The organism is Hymenobacter nivis (assembly GCF_003149515.1).
GTDB classification, from domain to species: domain Bacteria; phylum Bacteroidota; class Bacteroidia; order Cytophagales; family Hymenobacteraceae; genus Hymenobacter; species Hymenobacter nivis.
This window is the reverse complement of sequence record NZ_CP029145.1, coordinates 216,861-233,794: the sequence shown is the minus strand read 5'-3', so window position 1 is coordinate 233,794 and position 16,934 is coordinate 216,861. Positions and strand designations below refer to the sequence as shown.

The 16,934-nt window shown below is 65.2% G+C and carries 13 protein-coding genes; 5 read left to right on the top strand and 8 right to left on the bottom strand.

Annotation, left to right across the window (positions count from 1 at the left end; translation table 11 throughout):
- Positions 1–45 precede the first annotated feature (45 nt).
- Positions 46–1,863 carry a glycoside hydrolase family 15 protein gene (locus DDQ68_RS00975; RefSeq protein ID WP_109652116.1) on the bottom strand — a complete coding sequence of 606 codons (1,818 nt, stop codon included), beginning with the start codon at positions 1,861–1,863 and terminating at the stop codon, positions 46–48.
- A gap of 129 nt (positions 1,864–1,992) precedes the next feature.
- Complete coding sequence (locus DDQ68_RS22330; protein WP_162549691.1) at positions 1,993–2,148, bottom strand: hypothetical protein; 156 nt, start codon at positions 2,146–2,148, stop codon at positions 1,993–1,995.
- A gap of 225 nt (positions 2,149–2,373) precedes the next feature.
- Between DDQ68_RS22330 and DDQ68_RS00970 the strand changes: the two genes are divergently transcribed.
- Entirely contained in the window at positions 2,374–2,760 is a 387-nt protein-coding gene (locus DDQ68_RS00970) for a response regulator (RefSeq protein ID WP_109652113.1), read from the top strand.
- A gap of 4 nt (positions 2,761–2,764) precedes the next feature.
- Positions 2,765–3,814, top strand: a complete 1,050-nt coding sequence (locus tag DDQ68_RS00965; RefSeq protein ID WP_109652110.1) for an adenylate/guanylate cyclase domain-containing protein — start codon at positions 2,765–2,767, stop codon at positions 3,812–3,814.
- Between the two features lie 156 nt (positions 3,815–3,970).
- On the opposite strand, the gene DDQ68_RS00960 is transcribed toward DDQ68_RS00965, so the two are convergent.
- The 5 genes from DDQ68_RS00960 to DDQ68_RS22325 form a co-directional block, all read right to left on the bottom strand.
- Positions 3,971–7,210, bottom strand: coding sequence for a cyclic nucleotide-binding domain-containing protein (locus DDQ68_RS00960; RefSeq protein ID WP_162549690.1), 3,240 nt, complete (start codon positions 7,208–7,210; stop codon positions 3,971–3,973).
- 133 nt (positions 7,211–7,343) lie between these two features.
- The gene (locus tag DDQ68_RS00955) at positions 7,344–8,291 is read right to left on the bottom strand and encodes a YitT family protein (RefSeq protein WP_109652103.1); all 948 of its coding nucleotides are present in this window, start codon (positions 8,289–8,291) and stop codon (positions 7,344–7,346) included.
- Between the two features lie 96 nt (positions 8,292–8,387).
- On the bottom strand, positions 8,388–10,559 hold the full coding sequence (locus tag DDQ68_RS00950; protein ID WP_109652100.1) for an ATP-binding protein: 2,172 nt from the start codon (positions 10,557–10,559) through the stop codon (positions 8,388–8,390).
- A gap of 56 nt (positions 10,560–10,615) precedes the next feature.
- Positions 10,616–11,152: a hypothetical protein gene (locus tag DDQ68_RS00945; protein WP_162549689.1), complete on the bottom strand. Its 537-nt coding sequence runs from the start codon at positions 11,150–11,152 to the stop codon at positions 10,616–10,618.
- A 140-nt stretch (positions 11,153–11,292) separates the two neighbouring features.
- Complete coding sequence (locus DDQ68_RS22325; protein ID WP_162549688.1) at positions 11,293–11,439, bottom strand: hypothetical protein; 147 nt, start codon at positions 11,437–11,439, stop codon at positions 11,293–11,295.
- 1,042 nt (positions 11,440–12,481) lie between these two features.
- Between DDQ68_RS22325 and DDQ68_RS00935 the strand changes: the two genes are divergently transcribed.
- The 3 genes from DDQ68_RS00935 to DDQ68_RS00925 all read left to right on the top strand — a co-directional run bounded on the left by DDQ68_RS00935 (position 12,482) and on the right by DDQ68_RS00925 (position 15,592).
- Positions 12,482–13,630: an XdhC family protein gene (locus tag DDQ68_RS00935; protein ID WP_109652091.1), complete on the top strand. Its 1,149-nt coding sequence runs from the start codon at positions 12,482–12,484 to the stop codon at positions 13,628–13,630.
- A 156-nt stretch (positions 13,631–13,786) separates the two neighbouring features.
- Positions 13,787–14,884, top strand: coding sequence for an alkene reductase (locus tag DDQ68_RS00930; RefSeq protein WP_109652088.1), 1,098 nt, complete (start codon positions 13,787–13,789; stop codon positions 14,882–14,884).
- Between the two features lie 102 nt (positions 14,885–14,986).
- Positions 14,987–15,592 carry a nucleotidyltransferase family protein gene (locus DDQ68_RS00925; RefSeq protein WP_109652085.1) on the top strand — a complete coding sequence of 202 codons (606 nt, stop codon included), beginning with the start codon at positions 14,987–14,989 and terminating at the stop codon, positions 15,590–15,592.
- Here the strand turns inward: DDQ68_RS00925 and argH are convergent.
- A complete protein-coding gene (argH, locus tag DDQ68_RS00920) occupies positions 15,589–16,923 on the bottom strand; it encodes an argininosuccinate lyase (RefSeq protein ID WP_109652082.1) in 1,335 nt (444 codons plus the stop codon). The genes DDQ68_RS00925 and argH overlap by 4 nt on opposite strands.
- Between the last annotated feature and the right edge of the window lie 11 nt (positions 16,924–16,934).

The window sequence follows — 16,934 nt, the reverse complement described above, 5'->3', positions numbered from 1 at the left end:
GTTTGGAGCGCACTCCAAACGGCCTTTTACATCACATGATTTGGCTTACGAAACGGCCTTGCGCCCGGGGCCCGCGGGCTCAACAAAGTTGGGCAAGTCCAGCTTTTTGGCGATGCGGTAGGCGGCGTTTACCAAACCCACGTGGCTGTATGCCTGGGGGAAATTGCCCCACTGCGAGCCGGTTTTGGCGTCCACGTCCTCGCTGAGCAGGCCCAGGTGGTTAGTGTACCCTGCTAACTTATCAAACTCCACGATGGCCTCGTCGACGCGGCCTACGCAGGCCAGCGCGTCCACGTACCAGAACGAGCAGATGAGAAACGTCGTCTCAGGCGTGCCGAAGTCGTCTTCGTGGCGGTAGCGGTAGAACAGGCCCTCGGGCGTTTTCAGCTCCTTTTCCAGGGCCTCCAGGTGGCGGTGGGCCCGGTCGGAGGTGGGGTCGAGGTAGCCCATAATGATGAGCTGGATGGTGCTGGCGTCGAGGTTTTCCGAGCCGATGGCACTGGTGTAGGCTTCTTGCCCGGGGCTGAAGCACTCCTCGATGTGGGCGGCGGCGGTTTCGCGCAGCTGCTCGGCCTGGGCCTCCAGGTCGGGGCGGCCGAGGCGGCGGGCCACCCGGGCGGCGGCGTGGCTGCCGGCCCAGTGAAAGAGGTATGTGTAGCAGTGCTTTTGGGCAATGTGGCGAAACTCCCAGAGGCCGGCGTCGGGCTCGTCCATCGTCTTGGCAATCATGTCCAAAGCATCCGTCACCAGCTGCTCGGCGTCGCGGCGGCTGGGGTCCTGGAAGCGGGCATCCACGTAGAGCGGCAGCAGGGCCACCAGCACTTGCCCGTACACGTCGTTCTGGATGTGGGTATAGGCGTCGTTGCCGATGCGCACCGGCTTATTGCCCAGGTAGCCGGCCAAATCTAGTTCCTGCTCCACCAGCTTGGCCTCGCCGCTGATGCCGTACAGGGGCTGGTAGCGGGCCTGCTTGGGGCGCGGCAGGTTGGCGATGTACTGGAAGTAGCGGTCCATTTCCTCGAAGTGGCCGATGTTGTTGAAGGCCGTGAGGATGTAGTAGGTGTCGCGCATCCAGCAGTAGCGGTAGTCCCAGTTGCGGGTGCTGCCGGGGGCCTCGGGCAAGCTGGTGGTGGTGGCCGCGATGATGGCGCCGGTGTCCTCGTACTGGTGAATTTTCAGCGCCAGCGCCGAGCGGATGACCTGCTCCTGGCGGAAGTTGCCGATGCTGGTGCTCTTCACCCAGCCGCGCCAGTAAGCCAGCGTGCTGCGCAAAAACTGCTCGGCCGTTTTCTCCAGCGGCGCCTCCAGCGGGGCCCCGTAGGTGAGCACCAAGTACTTGGTTTCATTCAGCAGGAAGTCCTGCTCATCGAGCACGTAGGTGAGCGGGATGTTAGTGGTGAGGCGAATTTCCTCCTCCAGGCCCAGGTAGGCCACGTGGTTCGAGCTGCGGCGGCGCGTGAGGGGCAGGCGGCCGTAATCGCCCACGGGGCGGCAGGCCACGCGCACCCGGGGCGTGCCGCCGAGCGGCTCCACCACGCGCACAAACATCAGCGGCTTGTAGTAGCGCTCGTATTGGGCAAAGCGAGGCGCAAGGTCCGTGACGCGGTAGCTGCCCTCCTCGGTCGTAATCTCGGTGCAGAGCACGTTGGTATTCTCCTCGTAGTACTGGTGCGAAGTAAAGGCGGCGCCGTCGGCGGGCCGGATGCTGTACTCGCCGCCCTTCTCGTCGTCCAGCAAGCTGCCGAACACAAAACTGCTGTCGAAGCGTGGCCAGCAGAGCCAGCGCACGGCCGTGTCGGTGCCAATCAGGCCCAGAAAGGCGCAATTGCCGATCAGGCCCATGTCATAGGTGTGTTTGCTCATCAAAATCCGTCGGTTGGTGGGGCGGGCCGGGGCGGCCCTGAGCCCCTGTGTACCCCGTTTGGGGCCCCATAGTTGCCCCGGCCACCAGCACCGGCGGCAAATCTGGTTACGCTACGTCTTCACCAATAGCTACTTACCGGCTATGTTAAAGTTTTCCGGGGCCCCACCGGCGGCGGGGGCCCCGGGCAGCGGGGCGGCCGGGGCCAGGCGGGTACCCAAGGCTAGCAGCGCGGCCAGCATCAGGGCCAGGTAGTAGCGGAAGTAGCGTTGAATATTGGTGAGCACGGCCCATCTGAGTTAAGCACTTCAAATGTAAGCGAGAAGCTTAGCCCATGGTTGACTTTGCAAGCCAACGGCGGGGGCTGCTGGGCCAACGGCCACTCCCACTGGGCGAAGGTTTGAAAAATTATATTTATTATTTACTACATTCCATACTTCATCCCCCCTTTAGCATCCTGTCCGGGTGCGGCGGGGTGCCGCCGGGGCGCTGGCCTACTTTTTCCGTTCGCAATGAAAATCCTGGTAGTCGACGACGAGCCCGACGTGCCGCTGCTGTTTGAGCAGCGCTTCCGCCACGAAATCCGCAGCGGGGCCCTGTCCTTCGCCTTCGCCCATTCGGGCGAGGAGGCGCTGGACTACTTGCAGCAGGCCCACCACTACTCGGAGGTGGTGCTCATCCTCTCCGACATCAACATGCCCGGCATGAGCGGGCTGGAATTGCTGCGGCGCATCAAGCTGGCCCACGCCGTGCCCCCGCCCACTGTGATGATGGTCACGGCCTACGGCGACGCCGACAGCTACCGCCAGGCCATGCAGCTGGGGGCCCAGGATTTCCTCACCAAGCCGCTCAACTTCGCCGCCCTGCGCCAGAAACTCGCCCCGCTGCAAGCTGCCTAACGCCATGGCAACCAAGATTCTGGTGGTGGACGACGAGCCCGACCTGGAGCTGCTCATCAAGCAGAAATTCCGGCGCAAAATCCGGGAAGGAGCCTACGAGTTCCGGTTTGCGCGCGACGGCGAGCAGGCGCTGGTGCGCGTGGGCGAGTGGCCTGAGCTCGACGTGGTGCTCACCGACATCAACATGCCGGGCCAGCTCGACGGGCTGGCGCTGCTGCCCCGCCTGGCCGCCGCCAACCCCGTGCCGCGGGCCATAATGGTGTCGGCCTACGGGGACATGGCCAACATCCGCACGGCCATGAACCGCGGGGCGTTCGACTTCGTGACCAAGCCCGTGGACTTCGCCGACCTGGAGCTGACCATCGACAAGGCGGCCCGGCAGGTGGCGCAACTGCGCCAAACGCTGCGCGCCATCCAGGAAAACAACATTTTGCGGATGTACGTGGACGAAACCGTGCTGAACGTGATGACGCGGCCCGACTTCCAGATCACCCTCACGGCCAGCGAAACGGTGGCGGCCACGGTGGTATTCATCGACATCTGCGGCTTCACGGCCCTGGCCGAAGTGCTGGCCCCCGCCGATGTGGTGACGCTGCTGAATACGTACTTCGACCAGGCGGTGCGCGAAATCATCGCCCAGGGCGGCCACGTCGACAAGTTCATCGGCGACGCCATCATGGCCGTATTTCGGGGCGCGTACCACCTCGACCGGGCCATGGACGCGGCCCTGGCCGTGCGCGCCGCCGTGCAGGCCCATCCCACCACCCTGCCCGACGGCAGCACCTACCAGCCGCAGCTCTCCATCGGCCTCAACGCCGGCGAAATGGTGTCGGGCAACATCGGTTCGGCCTCCCTCAAGCGCTTCGACTACACCGTCATCGGCGACGCCGTGAACCTGAGCCAGCGCCTGCAAGCCGCCGCCAAGCCCGGCCAAATCATCATCACCGCCGCCGTATTCGAGCAGGTAAAAGAGTCATTCCAGTGCCTCCCGCTGAAGGAAATAATCCTCAAGCACAAAGCCAAACCAGTGATGATTTACGAGGTAGTGGCGTAATATCATGACTCGTGTGGGTAGGGTGCGGAGCTTGCCCCCGCCCGTCGCTGCCCGGAACCGTTGTAATGGCGCGAACGGCGGGCGGGGGCAAGCCCCGCACCCTACCCACACGAACCCCGAAACCGCTATAGGTTTATTTCAACCCGCTTTACCCGTTCACGCCGCCACCGGCGGCATCTTCTCGTTTTGGCGGCGCAGGCGCTGGCAGAGCACGCGCAGCACGTTGCGGCCCACCTCGGCACACTCCTCCATCACGTCATAGAAATCTTCCTGGTCGATGCGGAAGGCCGCCACAGGGCCCTGGGCCACGGCAGAGGCCGAGCGGGCTTCGGCGTCGAGCAAGGCCAGCTCGCCGAAAAAGTCGCCCTGGCGGAAGGTGGCCAGTGGCCGGGGCCCGTCGAAGATGCCCACCTCGCCGGTGCACACAATGAAGAGCGAGGTGCCCAGGCTGCCCTTGGCGAAGATTTCCTGGCCCGGCGCGAAGTCCACTTCCCGCATGATGGGCTCGATGGTGGCAAGGATGCTTTCGGGCGTTTGGGCAAACAGGGCGGTGCCTTTGAGCAGGCGCACGCGGGCCAGGGCCGAGGCGCAGGGCAACGGGGAGGACTCGGGGGAAGGGGTCATGGGCAGGAGGGCGACGTCGGGGAATTCGGCAAGTAAGGCATCGTAGGCGGCGGGGCGCAGCACGGGCAGCTGGCGCAGCAGGGCCCGGGCGCTTTCCTGGATCAGCAGCCCCTCGGCCACCAGGTGCGGGTAGAGGTGGGCCACGGTGGCCGGCTGGGGGTGCCAGTGGCGCAGGGCCACGCCCACCGTCCAGGCCGAAAACGCGCCCAGGCCCCGGCGCACCACCAGGGCTGGGAGGGTTTCGGTGGCCGTGGGGGGGCCCAGCAGGCCGTCGAATACCAGCACTTTGTCGCGCAGGCGGCCCACGTCGAGCATGGCTTGCAGGCCCTGGTAAAGCGGCCGGGGCAGCAGGTTATCGAGCATTTCGAGGGCGTTGGCCTGCCGCTCGCCGGCGGTATGGGCCGCCCCGCGCTGCGCGTCGAGGATGGGCTGCCGCTCGTAGAGCTGCGCCAGGGCCCCGAATAGGCGCTGCTGGCACTTGCGCAGCTCGTAGCGCAGGGCGGCCCGCAGCTCGGCATCAGCGGCAGCCATGCCGTGCAGCAGGTGCTGGGCAAAGCGCAGCTCCTCCTCCACCAAGTGCTGAAAGACGGGCGCATCGGCCTGCTCGGAGGCGAAGCCGGTGAGGGCCCGTAGCGCGGCGGCGCGCCCCGGCAGGTGGGGGCCCCGGGCGGCGGCCACTAGCAGCTGCCGGGCCCCGGGTGTGCCCTGGTGGGCGCAGGCCTGCGCCACGCGCTGCAGGCGCCGCCCGTCGGTTTCGTGTGCCAGCACGGCGCCCAGCACCGGCAGGGCTGCCGCGCCCACCCCGGCCAGGGCCGCCGCAGCCAGCGGCTGCACGGCTTTGGTGTGCAGCAGGGCCACCAGCTGCGCCAGCACGGCGGGCGTAGGCGCGGCGGCGGCGGCCCGCACGGCAGCGGCGGCCAGCGCCGCGCCAGGGCCCCGCAGGCCGGCAGCCACCACCTGCGCCTGCTGCCCGGGCTCCAGGAAAACCACCAGCGCGAGCAGGGCCAGGTGCGCGGCGGGGCCGGCATCGGCGGCCAGCGCGACCAGGCTGGCGCGGGCGCGCGCATCGGCCGGGGCGGCTTCGAGGCGGCCGCGCAGGGCCCCCTGGCGGGCGGGCCAGTCGGGATGGTCGAGCAGGGCGTCAGCGGCCGGGTAGGGGCCGGCCAGATGGGCGGCCAGCTCGCGCAGCGCGGGGTCGGGGTCGGCCAGGGCGCGGCGGCAGAGCAGCGCGGCGTCGGCGCGAGGCCCCAGCAGGGCCAGGGCCCGGCCGCGCACCCGGCCGTCGGGGTGGCTGAGCAGCGCTTCGGCATGGTGGGCCAGGGCCTCAGGGCCAGCGTACTGGAGATGGACGAGGGCTTGCAGCGCCGCGTCGGGGGCGGGCGTAGCGGCTTCAATGGGTGCGGAACCCGGGAGCGCAGTGGGCCCCGGGCCCCCGGATGCGGTAGCCCCCGCCCCCGCCGGCCCCCCGGCAGCTTCCGGCAGCTCAGCGAAGCGCAGCCCCAGTGTGGCCCGCAACTCACTCATATACCGGACGTAGGCGCGGCGTAGCAGTACCAGCCCCCCCAGCAGCAGCGCGGCCATCCAGGCCAGCGGCAGCCACTCGCCCAGCGCCGTAGCCCGAGGCAACGCAAGCAGCAGCAGGGCCCCCAGGCCCAGGCCCAGCGGCTCGTAAAAGCCCTTGGCCTGCGTGTGGCCAGCCAGCCGCGCGGGCGGCGATAGTGGCTGGAACAGCACCAGAAACACGGGCTCGAACACAGCCCGGCGCAGCACTTCCAGCCCCAGATAAAGCCCGCAGAAGTACGCCAGCTGGGCGCTCGGCCCCGCGTGCGCCACCCGCAGCACCCCAAACAGCCCAATGCCCACCAGCGCCACCAGCGGCAGCACCAGCAGCGCCCGCTGCATCCCCAGCCAATCGAGGCCGCGGCGCGCAAACAGCAGCTTGAGGCCCGTGGCCAACAAGTAGGTGAGCACCAGCACGCCACCTACATACTGCAACACAAGTCCCTGGTCCTGAAACTTATACTTCACGTTTACTAGAAACAAGTACTCCACCCCCACCGCCGCCGCCGCCAGGGCCAGCAGGCTGAGGCCCAGCGCCCGCACCAGCGGGCTGCTTGCGGCTGGTAGGGCCCCGGGCCCGTGCACTTCGTCGGCGGGCCGGGGCCCCGGGCGGGCCGCCGCCTGCGCCCGGAACGTGGCCCGCTGCACCACCAGCGCCAGCAGGTAGGCCCCAAACGCCATGAGCAGCAGCCCGTACAGCGCGTACTGGGCGTGCACAAACACCGCCAGCCCGGCCCCCAGGGCCTTGGCCGGCAGGTCGCCGGCGCTGATGACACCGAACAGCCGCCGCCCCTGCCGCACGTTAAACACCACGGCCGACATCCCCCAAAACTCCAGGCTCGTCAGCAAATAAATCAGCCGGTAGCCCGCCATGATGGCCACCGCTACCCCCATCGAGGGCCCCCACCATAGCAGGGCCCCTAGCACCAGCACGAGTACGGCCGCCGCCGCCAGCGCCCGCCCCGCCAGCCGTTGCAGCGCCCAGTGGTGCTCGCAGCGCGCGTACAGCCGGCCCACCGCCAGCCCCGCCAGGGCCCCCGCGCCGTAGGCCAGCGGCAGGGCGCGCACCGGGTCGTGCCCGAGCAGCAGCACCGTGGCCGCCACGTACACCAGAATGGTGCCGGTGCCCAGCAGGAAATTATGGGCCGCAAACAGCCCCACAGCTTTCATCTCGCCCGGCCGCACCCCCAGAAAACGATGCCATCTTTCCATTGGTAATCAGCTGGTTGGGAGATGTTGTTTATTAGCGATGCTAGCTTCTAGCAGGCCGTCATGCAGAACTTCCAGGCCGTCATGCTGAGCGTAGTCGAAGCATGACGGCCTAATTATCAATTACTAAAATCATCTAGTGCAGCGCGCGCTTTTTTATCAGCCCGCCTTTGATGTCGCTCACACTGTGCTGCACGATGAAAGCGCGGGGGTCAATTTTATTGATTGCGTCGGTTAAGGTCATGACTTCCAGGCGGGTGACGACTGTGAAAATAGCTTCCACTTTCAGATGCTGGGCCCCGTGCGAGCCGTAGCCCTGGGTGACTTCATAGACCGTGGCGCCGCGGTGCAGGCGCTCGGTGATGAACCGGCGGATTTCGGGGCTGTGAAACGAGATGATGGTCAGGCCAATGTACTCTTCGATGCCCACGAGCACGAAATCCACGGTTTTGGCCGCCGCCAGGTAGGCCAGGATGGAGTACAGCGCCGTTTCGACCGACAGCAGCCAGGCCGCCACGCCAAAAATCAGCACGTTGATAACCAGTACGATGTCGCCGATGGACGCGGGCAGCTTACGGGTAAGGTACACGGCCAGGATTTCGGTGCCGTCGAGCACGCCGCCGCCGCGCATGGCCAGCCCCGAGCCGGCCCCCAGAAAGAAGCCGCCAAACACGGCAATCAGCAATTTATCATGCGTGAGGGGCGGCACCGACACCACCGCCACAGCCCCCGCCAGCACCAAAATGGCCACCAGCGTACGCACCGCAAACGGGCCCCCAAGCTGGCGGTAGCCCAGCACCACAAACGGCACGTTGATGGCCACGATCAGCAGCGACAACGAAATGTGCGTCAGCTGATTGGTGAGCAAGGCGATGCCCGTCACGCCCCCGTCGATGAAGCCGTTGGGCAGCAGAAACCCCTTCAGCCCCACCGTAGCCGAGGCTACGCCGGCCAGCAGCAGCCCCGCCCGGAGCACCGCCGCCGCCCCCACCCCGGGCCGCGCCGGCGCCGCGGCTGGCGCCGGCGCGGGCCCCGCAGCGGGGTCCGCGCCGGCGCCAGCCGCGGCGCCTGGGCGGAAGCGCATTGAAAGCGGTGGTTCGGGCAGCATAACTACTGGTGGAGGTTCCCAAGACGGGGCGTACCATTACCTTGGCATAATATATAAATAAATAATTATAAATCAATTGCCGCAGACTTCCGTAGGGAGGCTGATGGTAAATTCCGTAAACTCGCCTTCCTGGCTGGCCACAGCCAGCGTGCCGCCATGGCCCTTCGCCACGATGTCGTAGCTCAGCGACAGGCCCAGGCCGGTACCCTCGCCGGTGGGCTTGGTGGTGAAAAAGGGCTGGAAGATTTTCTCGCGCATCGCCGCCGGAATGCCGTTACCGTTGTCGCGCACCCGGATGCGCACCGTGCTGCCGGTGCGCCGGGTGGCCACGGCCACCCGGGGGCGGTAGGCCGGGCCGGCGGTTTTGGCCTTCTCGGCCACGGCGTAGAAGGCGTTGGTGAATAGGTTGAGCAGCACCCGGCTCAGGTCCTGCGGCACCACTGGCACGGGGCCCAGGTGGGGGTCGAAGTCGGTTTCCAGCGCGGCGTTGAAGTCCTTGTTTTTGGCTCGCCAGCCGTGGTAGGCCAGGCGCAGGTATTCGTCGGCCAGGGCGTTGAGGTTAGTGGGCTGGCGTTCGCCGCTGCAGGTGCGCGCGTGCTCCAGCATGTTCTTCACGATGCGGTCGGCGCGGTGGCCGTGCTGATGAATCTTGGCCTGGTTTTGGGCCAGGGCCTGCACCAGGGCCCCAATGGCCGGCCGCCCCGCGGCCGAAAGCGACTCTTTGGCCAGCTCGGCTTCGAGTTCGGCCACTAGCTCCACGCTCAGGTCGGCGAAGTTGGTAACGAAGTTGAGCGGGTTCTGCATCTCGTGGGCCACGCCGGCGGTAAGCTCGCCGAGTGAGGCCATTTTCTCGCGCTGCACCAGCTGGTTTTGAGTGGTTTGCAGCTCGGTGAGGGTGCGGTCAAGGTCGTCGCGGTGGGCGGCAATCTGCACATTCTTCTCGCCCAGGCGGCGGTTGGCGCGCTGCTTGAGGAAGATGTTGCGCAGCAGCAGGCCCACCACCAGCACCACGCCGCCCAGCCCGGCCAGCACCGCAAGCATTTGCTGGCGCTGCCGGTAGGCTTTCTGGCCCGCAATTTCCCGGTCTTTCTTCAGCAGCACGATCTGGGCCTGCTTCTTGTCCAGCTCGTAGCCGTAGCGCAGGGCGCTGGTGCGGCGCTGGGTGTCCTCGCCCGAAAGGGTGTCGTTGTAGGCCATCTGCAGATTCCGGTAGCGGTAGGCCTGCGCGTAGTTGCGCCGCTGCGCATAGGCCTGCGCCAGGATATCGCCCGCGTTGCGGATATTCTCGTTACTGCGCGACTGTTGGCTGAGCGCCAACGCGTGCCGGGCCAGTACGATAGCGCTGTCGGGCTGCCGGGCCAGCACAAAGCCGCGGGCCAGCATCAGTTCCATCGAGGGCAGGTTATACTGGTCGTGCGTGGCCCGCACCAGCGCCCGGGCCCGGCGCCCGTGGGCCAGCGCCTCGGCCTGATTGCCCTGCAGGCCGTACACTTCGGCCAGGTTGGTTTCGTCCACGGTTTCGCTCGATGCATCGCCCAACTGCCGGCTCAGCTGCAAGGCTTGCTGGTGGTAGAACAGGGCCCGGGGCCAGTCTTTCAGCCGTTGGTAGGTATTACCCAATCCGCTCAACGCTAGCGATATACCTTGATAGTCGCTGGCCCGCCGGCTGATCTTTAGAGAAGCCAGCAACATGGGCAGCGCCTCGGCATAGTTGCCCATGCTGCAGTAGATGTCGCCGATATTAGCCTGTAAGCTGGCCTGCGTTAGCCCATCGCCGGTTTGTTCGGTCAGAACCAGGGCCTTAAGGGCCCCAGCTAGGGCCGGCACCAAGTCGCCCTGCAACTTATCAACCCGGCTCAGTTGGAGCCCCGCCCGGGCAATCCCCCGGCGGTCGGCGCGGCCGGCAAAAAAGCGTTGCGCCTCGCGTGCATAGCGACGGGCATTGACGTAATCGGTTTGCCGGCGGTGCAGCATACTAAGGGCCAGCAAGGCCTGGCCTTCGCCCGTGGGGTCAGCCAGTTGCTGAGCCAGTTGCAGGGCCTCATTGCTCAGTTGGGTAGCCTGCGGAGCGTCGGTAGTTTTGAGTGCCTGCGCCAGTGCCTGTAGCCGGCGCACCCGTGTGGTGTCGGGCCTGGCCGGCACACGCAATAGTTGGCGCAGGCTATCGGCCTCGGGCGTCTGGCCCGCGGCAGGCAGCGCGCACACAACCCAGCGCAGGAGCAACGAAACGGCCAAAAACTTCATGCGGGGGCGTTAAAACCGGGGCGCACCACCAAGCCAGTGCACCGGCCGAAACCGTATTACTTGGTGGGCGGGTTGTGGTCCACCACGCCCACTAAATCGGCTTTCGGAAACAGCCGCTTACCATTTTTGGCCCCGTGCTCCTCGGCAGGCCCGTTCAAGTAGAAAGTACCCACAGTGATGGTCCGGGGGGGGCCCACCCCGGAGCCGTGGGATAAGCCAATTTCAGCAAACGTCGCGAGCTCGCTTCTCACCCTATACTTCAACTTCTTAAATCTTTTAAAAATAGTTGCCGTCTGCTTGGGGGTGGCGCACACCAACATCAAGTTCCGGCCCACCGGCGCTAGGTCATGGCTGCCCTTATCGCCCCGGTGCAGGTGCACTGCGTTTTCGCCTTTGCCCCAAATGGCGTCCGTTGCCGTCTCATCTGATGCCCCTTTCGGCAACAAAACGGGCGGACCCAGCCGGAGCGCGAATACTTCCACCGTACCTACCCATTGGGCGTCCGGCACCGGAATGGGGGTATCGTTAATCAATTCCACGTTAGCAGGGTCCGCTGACGCCGAAGCTGGATAATGGTCTGAAGAATTTTTCATGAGGCAGCGGGTTTGAAGGGTAATGTCCTGTAAGGTATTCTGGGGCCCCTGTTTCGGTGGAGTACCACTGGCGGGGGACCGTCGTTTTCGCTGGACGCCCATCAACTGCGCCGCGGCCCAGCCCGGGCAACGCGCAGCGCTCAATCGGGTGGGTTGTGGTCCACCGCACTCTGCACAGCGGCCCCTTCCACCGCAGCTTCTTCGGCGGCGGAAGTGACGGCTTGGGACGGAGACGCTTCTTCGGCTTCCTGCGCGTCGTCGGTTTCGGGGTCTCGGGGATTTTCCATGAGCGGTTGGGATGAGGTGAGAGAAATGAGAAAAGAAAGCCTAAAGATAAGGTATTATTTTATATATAATATATATAATTTTTATGCAATTATTCTCGCTTCCATGATTGCTAACCCCTCCCCTAACCATGGGGCCCCTGATGAGAAAACACGCGGCTGCAACAGGCGTTACAACTCCCAGCGTGCTACCCAAATTTGGCGATGAATCACATGGCCCTCAGGGCCGCTGAACCTCCGCAGTTGCTTAGCAGCTGTCTGAATTATACTCGGCACGAAGTAGGGTGCGGGGCTTGTCCCCGCCCGTCGCTGAACGAAAGCCAACTGAACCGTTCAAGGACGGGCGGGGGCAAGCCCCGCACCCTACTCCATTTTCGCATTCCACTTCGTGAGCAGTATAACGTCAGCACGGTATAGAAACACATCCTGGCGTCTCCGGCTTGAACGACTGATCCGAATATCGTTCAAACCGAAGACGCCAGGATGCGCCGCTACCCCTTCCAGAAGCCAAATAATTAAGACAATCAGCTACTTAAACAGCTGGCTGAAAACGCGTTGAGTAACACTTGGCGCAACTATTTAAATGGGAATTAGTCCGGGCACCACCGGGGCCCTAACCGCGCCGCAGCGGCCGCGTAGGCTTGGTTCTGTCCACCTGCTTCTGGCGGTGGCGAGATTTGGCGAGGGATATCTTTGGCAACGGTTCAGGCGGCTTTACCTATGCCAAATGTGGCAGCTCCGCCTGATGCAAGGCTGGGTTGAGCGCTGGTAGAGCCAAGTGCCAGTATACGGGGGCCGCTAGCAGGCGGCAATTGTTCCGGCTGCGGCGCAGAACCGGGCCCCGGAAAGAAATAAGCGGCCGGCCCACCGGCTGACTCGGCAGATATATCTACTTGCTAAACAGAGATACTAGCATTCATACAAGACCCAGCGCGCGCCATTGGCCGGGTGCCAGGCCCCGGCCCAGAACCGGGCCACTAGGGAGGCGGTTGTCAACAACCGCGCCCCGCCGCGGGGCGTAATGCCAAAATGATTTTTTTCTGCAATGACTGAACTTCAACGCCTGTTCCTCGCCTACGACCAGCACCGCGCAGCGCAGCGCCCTTGCGCGCTCGCCACTGTGGTGGAAGTCCTGGGCTCGGCCTACCGCCGCCCCGGGGCCCGGATGCTCGTGACGGAAGACGGCGAACTGACCGGCGCCATCAGCGGTGGCTGCCTGGAGGGCGATGCGCGGCAGCGGGCCCGGCGGGCCATTTTCCGGGGCGAGCCGACCTTGGTAACCTACGACACCCGTGACGAGGACGACCCGCGCCACGGCCTGGGCCCCGGCTGCCAGGGCGTGGTGCGCATCCTGCTGGAGCCGCTGAACTTTGCCGACGGCCACAACCCGCTGGAGCTGCTGCGCGGCTTTGCCCAGCACCCCGCGCCGGCCGTGCTGGCCACCGTGTTCGCCGCCGACACCACCGGCCCGACGGCGGCCGTGGGGCAGCGCCTGCTGCTGCCAGCCGCCGGGGCCCGGCGCGGCACGCCGCTGCTGGCCGCCCCGCTGGCCGAGGCGGCGCGCGCCACGCTGGCCCACGGCCAGTCGCAGGTGCTGGACGTGGAAACCGACGGGGGCCCCGTGCGGGCGCTACTGGAGGTGCTGAAGCCGCCGCTGCGCCTCGTGGTGTACGGCGCCGGCAACGATGCCCAGCCGCTGGTGCACCTGGCCGGCTCGCTGGGCTGGCACATCACGGTGGTGGACGGGCGGCCCAACCTGGCCACGGCGCTGCGTTTTCCCGAAGCGGCGGAAGTGCGCGTCGTACCGGTGCGCGCACTGGAAACCCAGGCTCCCGACCCCGGCGCGTACCACGTACTGCTCAGCCACAACTACGCCTACGACCTGGCCGCGCTGCAGAGCCTGCTACCCTCGCCCGCGCCCTACATTGGCCTGCTGGGGCCCCGCCTGAAGGCGGCCCGGCTGCTGGACGAGCTAGGCTTGGGCGAGGCCGAACGGGCCCAGTTGCTGCGCGAACGCCTGCACAGCCCCATCGGCCTCGACCTGGGCAGCGAAACCCCAGAGGAAATTGCCCTGGCCATCGTAGCCGAAATTCAGGCGCAGCGCAGCGGGCGGCAGGGCCGGCCCCTGCGCGAGCGGGCCGGCACAGTGCACGTGCCGGCAACTGACTACGCCGGCGCGGCCAGCGCTTCGTAAGGCATTCTATACCAGCCACGGAGCACGTCGGGCTGGGGCCCCTGGCAGGGCCAGGGCCCCGGCGGCGGCGGCCGGCGTGGAAACAAAGAGCGGGGCCCCGGGCTTATCGGACGCTTTCCAATTGAAAGCGTTCCAATCAATTTGCAAAACATAACTATGGCTGAGCAACCGCTTCTGACCCCTTTTCATTCCGATAAGCTGAACTTGAGAAACCGCGTCGTCATGGCTCCCATGACGCGCAGCCGCGCCGACAACCCCGGCGCCGTACCCAACGACCTGATGGTGACCTACTACGACCAGCGTGCCTCGGCGGGCCTCATCGTGACGGAGGGTACCTACGTGAACCGCGAGGCAGCGGGCTACATCAACGTGCCTGGCATCTACACCCCCGAGCAGGTGGCGGGCTGGCAGAAAGTCACCCGTGGCCAGCACCAGCTGGGCGGTCAAATATTCGTGCAGTTGTGGCACGTGGGCCGCATGTCGCACCCCGACCTGCTGGACGGGGCCCTGCCCCTGGCCCCCTCGGCCCTCAACCCCCACGAAAAAGTGTACACGCCCACCGGCTTTAAGGATACGGTGACCCCCCGGGCCATGACCCTGGCCGAGATTAAGTACACGGTGGCCGACTTTGCCACCGCCGCCCAAAACGCGCTGGCCGCTGGCTTCGACGGCATGGAAGTGCATGCCGCTAACGGCTACCTGTTCCAGCAGTTTTTTAACGGCACCAGCAACCACCGCACCGACGAATACGGCGGCTCGAATGAGAACCGCGCCCGCATTTTGTTCGACGTGCTCGACGCCATCAAAGCAGCCGGCGTGGACCTGGGCAAAGTGGGCGTGCGCCTCAACCCCTCGCTCGAAGGCCCCTTCGGCACGAAGATGGACAAGGAAACCATCCCCACCTTCGACTACATCGTCAAGCGCCTCAACGACTACAACTTGGCGTACCTGCACCTTTGCGAGCCGTTCACCGACGTGAGCAAAATCCCGTTCGCCGAGCCGCACATCGCCAAGCACTACCGGCCCCTGTACCAAGGCACGCTCATCATCAACGCCGGCATGACGCAGGAGAAGGGCAACCAGGTCATTGCCGACGGCGACGCCGACCTCGTGGCCTTCGGCACGCTCTTCATCTCCAACCCCGATTTGGTGGAGCGCTTCGCCCAAAACGCCCCTTTGGCCCCCAGCGACAAAGACACGTACTACGTGCCTGGCGCGAAAGGCTACACCGATTACCCCAAACTGAACGCCTAATTGGCAGCGGCTAATTTCGGGCCGGTGGCTGGGTAGTCGTGCGTTGCTTGGCAATGCGCAACCGCCTAGCCACCGGCCTTTTTTGCGTTAATTTTCAAAAATATGCCCCCATCACCGCCGCCGCTTGCCCCGTCGGCCGCCGCCCTGGTTTTGGCGGCCGGCAACTCCAGCCGCCTGGGTCATTCCAAACAACTGCTTGTTTACCAAGGAGAAACCCTACTGCACCGGGCCGTGCGCACGGCCCTGGCCGCCGGCTATGCCCCAGTGGTCGTCGTGACGGGGGCCCTGGACGCCGAACTGCGCCACGCCGTGGCCGACCTGCCCTGCCAAACCGTGCACAACCCCAACTGGGCCGCTGGCATGGGCGCCTCCATTCGGGCCGGCCTGGCCGCGCTAGGCCCCGCGGCCACCGCGGTGCTCGTCCTTAGCTCCGACCAGCCGCTGGTAACCGCCGCGCAGCTAGCCGCCCTGGCCCAGCACCAGCAAGCCACCGGGGCCCCAGCGGTAGCAGCCGCCTACGCCAATGCGTTTGGCATCCCGGCCCTGTTCACCGGTAGCGCATTAGCCGATTTGCACAACCTCCGCCCCGAGCAGGGCGCAAAGCCCCTGCTGGCCCGCTACGGCCCCGCGCTGGCCCTGGTGCCCATGCCCGATGCGGCGTTCGACGTGGACACGCCCGCCGCTTATCAGGACCTGCAGAATCGCTAGGGGCCCTGGAACGGGGCCTTAGGCGAGGCCCCGCCCAGCACTTGGCTGTGCGCTTTCAACTGCTGGATTTTAGCGGCGATTTCGGCCAGCCCGGGGTTGTGCACGCTGCCCAGGTGCGTGGTGCGGAACTCCCGGTGGGCCCGGTAGCTGCCGTCCTCCACCGCTTGGCCTACCTGGTGGTACGCTTCGCGGAACGGTACGCCGCTTTGGATGAGCTGGTTGATGTTTTCAACCGAGAAAATCGGATCGTATTTTGGCTGGTCGATGATGCCGGGCACCACTTGGATTTCGGGTACGGCGAAAAGCAGTATATCCAGCAAATCGAGGAACTGGCGCAGGGGCCCAAACAAAATTTCCTTGAGAATCTGAAAGTCGCGGTGGTAGCCGCTAGGCAGGTTGCTGGTAGCCAGAATCAGGTCGGTTGGCAAGGCCTGGAGGCGGTTGGCGTGGGCGCGCACCAGCTCGAACACGTCGGGGTTTTTCTTGTGCGGCATGATGCTGGAACCCGTCGTGAACTCCTTGGGCAGCTTCACAAACCCCATGTCCTGACCGTTGTAGAGCACCAGGTCGTAGGCCATTTTGGCCAGCGTGGCGGCGGCCCCAGCGATGGCGAACGCCACCGTACGCTCGGTTTTGCCGCGCAGCATCTGGGCTCCCACGGCGCTCACAGCCAAGCTATTAAATCCCAGCGCAGCCGTCGTTTGCTCGCGATTGATGGGGAAGCTGCTGCCGAAACCCGCGCCCGAGCCTAGGGGGTTCTGATCGGCCACCGTGTAGGCAGCCTCAAACAGTGCTACGTCGAGCAGCAAATGCTCAGCATAGGCCCCAAACCACAGCCCAAAGCTGCTCGGCATGGCCGCCTGGAAATGCGTGTAACCGGGCAGCAAATCTTCGCGGTGCGCGGCAGCTTTTTGCAGCAGCACTTCGGCCAGGGCTACGAGCTTAGCCGCCGCTTGCCTGGTGTAATCCTTAATAAACAGCTGGATAGCTGTCAGCACCTGGTCGTTGCGCGAACGGGCGGTATGGATTTTCTTACCCGCGTCGCCAAACTTCTCGGTCAGGTACGACTCGATTTTAGAGTGCACATCCTCAAATTCGGGCTCAATCGCAAACGTACCGGCCTCAATTTGCTGCTTCAGCTCGTCGAGGCCCTGGGCCAACTGCTGCTGCTCAGCGGGGGTAATTAATCCGGTATCGGCCAGCATGTCCGCGTGGGCCCGGGAAGCCAGTACGTCGTAATACGCCAGATACAGGTCTAATTCCCGGTCGCGGCCCACGGTAAATTTCTCGATTTTCTCGTTAACCGAAAAGCCTTTTTCCCAGATTTTCATCCTTGCTTTTT

What these genes read in the sequence shown, in the direction of transcription:
- DDQ68_RS00975 (WP_109652116.1), bottom strand. Translation starts at nt 1,863, where the DNA reads ATGAGCAAACACACCTATGACATGGGCCTGATCGGCAATTGCGCCTTT.
- DDQ68_RS00970 (WP_109652113.1), top strand. Translation starts at nt 2,374, where the DNA reads ATGAAAATCCTGGTAGTCGACGACGAGCCCGACGTGCCGCTGCTGTTT.
- DDQ68_RS00965 (WP_109652110.1), top strand. Translation starts at nt 2,765, where the DNA reads ATGGCAACCAAGATTCTGGTGGTGGACGACGAGCCCGACCTGGAGCTG.
- DDQ68_RS00960 (WP_162549690.1), bottom strand. Translation starts at nt 7,210, where the DNA reads ATGGAAAGATGGCATCGTTTTCTGGGGGTGCGGCCGGGCGAGATGAAA.
- DDQ68_RS00955 (WP_109652103.1), bottom strand. Translation starts at nt 8,291, where the DNA reads ATGCGCTTCCGCCCAGGCGCCGCGGCTGGCGCCGGCGCGGACCCCGCT.
- DDQ68_RS00950 (WP_109652100.1), bottom strand. Translation starts at nt 10,559, where the DNA reads ATGAAGTTTTTGGCCGTTTCGTTGCTCCTGCGCTGGGTTGTGTGCGCG.
- DDQ68_RS00945 (WP_162549689.1), bottom strand. Translation starts at nt 11,152, where the DNA reads ATGAAAAATTCTTCAGACCATTATCCAGCTTCGGCGTCAGCGGACCCT.
- DDQ68_RS22325 (WP_162549688.1), bottom strand. Translation starts at nt 11,439, where the DNA reads ATGGAAAATCCCCGAGACCCCGAAACCGACGACGCGCAGGAAGCCGAA.
- DDQ68_RS00935 (WP_109652091.1), top strand. Translation starts at nt 12,482, where the DNA reads ATGACTGAACTTCAACGCCTGTTCCTCGCCTACGACCAGCACCGCGCA.
- DDQ68_RS00930 (WP_109652088.1), top strand. Translation starts at nt 13,787, where the DNA reads ATGGCTGAGCAACCGCTTCTGACCCCTTTTCATTCCGATAAGCTGAAC.
- DDQ68_RS00925 (WP_109652085.1), top strand. Translation starts at nt 14,987, where the DNA reads ATGCCCCCATCACCGCCGCCGCTTGCCCCGTCGGCCGCCGCCCTGGTT.
- argH (WP_109652082.1), bottom strand. Translation starts at nt 16,923, where the DNA reads ATGAAAATCTGGGAAAAAGGCTTTTCGGTTAACGAGAAAATCGAGAAA.